Source organism: Belnapia rosea (assembly GCF_900101615.1).
Classification (GTDB): Bacteria; Pseudomonadota; Alphaproteobacteria; order Acetobacterales; family Acetobacteraceae; genus Belnapia; species Belnapia rosea.
This window is the reverse complement of the sequence record NZ_FMZX01000086.1, coordinates 1-2,759: the sequence shown is the minus strand read 5'-3', so window position 1 is coordinate 2,759 and position 2,759 is coordinate 1. Positions and strand designations below refer to the sequence as shown.

Sequence of the window (2,759 nt, the reverse complement as noted above, 5' to 3'; positions counted from 1 at the left end):
AGCGCGCTCGGTTACCGCTCCCCGCGCCAGTTCATCCGTGCCACGTTAACAGCCCGACCCTGTCCGAACATTTGAGGGCAACAACAGTCACTCCGATCATGCACATCGCGTCGGCGGCAACCTTCCCTGCACCAACAGAATCCCTGCGTGCTGAGATTTAGCAACGACCTCCTCGGGCTTGTGGTGCCTCCTGACCATCCCGGCACCCTGCACGGCTCGGCCGGTCTCACTTTACCAGCGGACGGCTTCTACAAGGGGAGATCAGGCAGTACTGCTTGCCGAAGATGATACTATGGTGCGTCTCACCCTCGCCGATTTCTTCGAGGAAGCAGGGGGCGACCTCCTCGAAGCTGGCAATGCCGAGGATGCTCCAGTCATCCTCAGCGGTCCGTCGCAACCCATCGATGTCCCAGGCCATGGATCTCAACCCCGGCGCCAGCGATAGCAGCCATATCCCGGCCACCAAGGCTCGGCGAAGGCGGCCGGAACCGTGGGTCATCTATGAGACAGGCAGCCGAGCGGTGCTGGCTGACCGTGCTTTCTCCCCATGGGAGAAGGTCTTCTGCAAACCTTTCGAGTTCGTGGCCCTGGCGGCCACGGTCTCGGCCCCGAACAGCTCGTGCCGCTCGGGGTGTCATCATCAGCGGCCGGCAACCTCGAACACGCTCGCGTCCAGCCGGTAGCCGCCCTGCGCGGTCAGCACCAGCCGTGGCTCGCCAGGATCGACCTCGAGCTTCTGACGCAGGCGGTAGACATGCGTCTCGAGCGTGTGGGTCGATACGGCGCTGCTGTAGTTCCAGACCTCGTTCAGCAGGGTCTGCCGCGCCACCGCCTTGCCACCAGCGCGGTAAAGGAATTTCAGGATGGCGCATTCTTTGTCGGTCAGCCGGATCTTGCGGTTGCGGGCCGTCTCCTGCAGCAGGCGCAGGCTCGGGCGAAAGACATAGGGACCGATGAGGAAGGTGGCGTCCTCGGAGTTGTCGAACACCCGCAGCTGGGCCCGCACCCGTGCCAGCAGCTCCGGCAGGCGGTAGGGCTTCGCCAGGTAATCGTTAGCGCCGGCGTCGAGACCGCGGATCACGTCCTGCTCGGCATCCGCGCCGGTGACCATGATGACCGGCATGCGCCGGCCATCGCGGCGCAGCTTGGCGCAGAACTCGCGGCCATCCGCATCCGGCAGGCCGATATCGAGCAGGATGGCGTCGTAGCGGGCGCCGGCGCTGGCGAGCTTGGCCTCCGCCTCGGCCGCGCTCTCCGCCTCGTCGGCGCTGAACTCGCCGCCGAGCAGGATCTGTTCGGCCAAGGTGGCGCGCAGCGCAGCATCATCCTCGACGATGAGGATCTGGCGAAGGGCGGACATGGGGGGCTCCTGGGAATGAAACAGGGCCTCACCTCGGCCCCGGAATATCGTCTACAGGTTGAGATCACGGCACACAAGTCACTCAAATGCGAGGTTTGTCTCAATAATGTCGCGGCTGGTTGAGCGTCTGATCAGGTTGATCTCGGCCCTACCTTCCCGCTAGGCGCCGCTATTCGCCGTCCTCGCTTCGGCGGTGCTGCCGATCACTGCTGCCCGCCACCGGTTGCTCGTCACCAAGAACTTGCGTTCGATCTTATGGGCCATACCGGCAGGTCCGCTTTCCTACAGGCGGCGTAGCCGAATTCTATTGCCGCTCAATAAGTTGCACTATGCTCGTCAGCCTTCGCACAAATTGGGTTAGTTCTCGCGCGTTGCCGTTCCGACGGCTAAACGGAAAGGGTGCAGGTCCGCATGACCGAGATGAAGCCGGTGATCGAGCAGATGGCGCTGAAGCATCAGCGCTGGTCGCGGCTGTTTGTGGCCACCATACGCCTACCGGATGGCCAAACCGTTCAGCGCGACGTGGAGGATCACGGTCAAGCGGTGGCGGTGCTGCCTTTTGATCCTCGGCGCCGTACCGCGCTGCTGGTTCGGCAATTCCGGGCTCCACCCTTCTACGCTGCCGGCGAACCCGAGATGTTGGAACTGCCGGCTGGCCGCCTTGACGAAGACGACCCTTCCGCCGGAGCTCGGCGTGAAACGCTTGAAGAGATCGGCCTGCGTTTGGGAACACTGGAGCCAGTGATGATGGCATGGACCATGCCAGCCTTGTCCACAGAACGAGTGCATTTGTTCCTCGCACCCTACCATGTTGACGACCGTGTGGCTAAAGGCGGTGGCTTGGCCGACGAGCATGAGAACATCGCTGTTACGGAACTGCCTTTGGCCGAGTTGGCGGCGATAGCCGACCGCGGTGCGCTGACCGAGCTGAAACTATTCGCCTTGGTGCAAACTCTTCGGCTTCGCCGGCCGGAGCTGTTCAAGGCTTGCTAGGAGCTCGTCTCGACGCCGCATTTCAGGCAACACCGGTGGAACTAGAACAGCACTCATCGTGTGCATGCCTCCGGTGTGCGTCAGGTTGCCGCTATCTTGGCGAGCTTGGTGAGATTATGGGCGGTGCTGATGAGCGCCCATTCGTGTTTTACCTTCTGGGTGCCGCGGAGGAGGAACTGTCGAGACCCTCGTGCTCCCTTGAGCTGCCCAAAGACGGGTTCGACTACCTGCTTGCGTAAGTGGTAGCGGCTGCGCCGACTGCGAGATCATCAGCTACCCCGTCTGGCTCTACTACGTCTGCCCGCTGGCGAGTGAACCGCCCCGGTTTTGCCGGAGGCTGGTTGGCTTGAGTCAGGCCGCCAGGGCGGCTGGCTTGAGCTTGGCATAATAGCGTGCCTCGGCCTCG

The 2,759-nt window shown here is 62.9% G+C and carries 3 protein-coding genes and 1 pseudogene; 1 reads left to right on the top strand and 3 read right to left on the bottom strand.

Annotated elements, in window-relative coordinates:
- Positions 1-226 precede the first annotated feature (226 nt).
- Positions 227-418, bottom strand: coding sequence for a hypothetical protein (locus BLR02_RS28080; protein WP_090571778.1), 192 nt, complete (start codon positions 416-418; stop codon positions 227-229).
- Positions 419-640: 222 nt separating this feature from the next.
- The gene (locus tag BLR02_RS28075) at positions 641-1,360 is read right to left on the bottom strand and encodes a response regulator transcription factor (RefSeq protein WP_090665478.1); all 720 of its coding nucleotides are present in this window, start codon (positions 1,358-1,360) and stop codon (positions 641-643) included.
- Between the two features lie 411 nt (positions 1,361-1,771).
- Between BLR02_RS28075 and BLR02_RS28070 the strand changes: the two genes are divergently transcribed.
- Positions 1,772-2,353: an NUDIX domain-containing protein gene (locus BLR02_RS28070; protein ID WP_218127659.1), complete on the top strand. Its 582-nt coding sequence runs from the start codon at positions 1,772-1,774 to the stop codon at positions 2,351-2,353.
- A gap of 80 nt (positions 2,354-2,433) precedes the next feature.
- Here BLR02_RS28070 and BLR02_RS28065 read toward each other — a convergent pair.
- Positions 2,434-2,610: pseudogene (locus BLR02_RS28065) on the bottom strand (transposase); the annotation flags it as partial.
- Between the last annotated feature and the right edge of the window lie 149 nt (positions 2,611-2,759).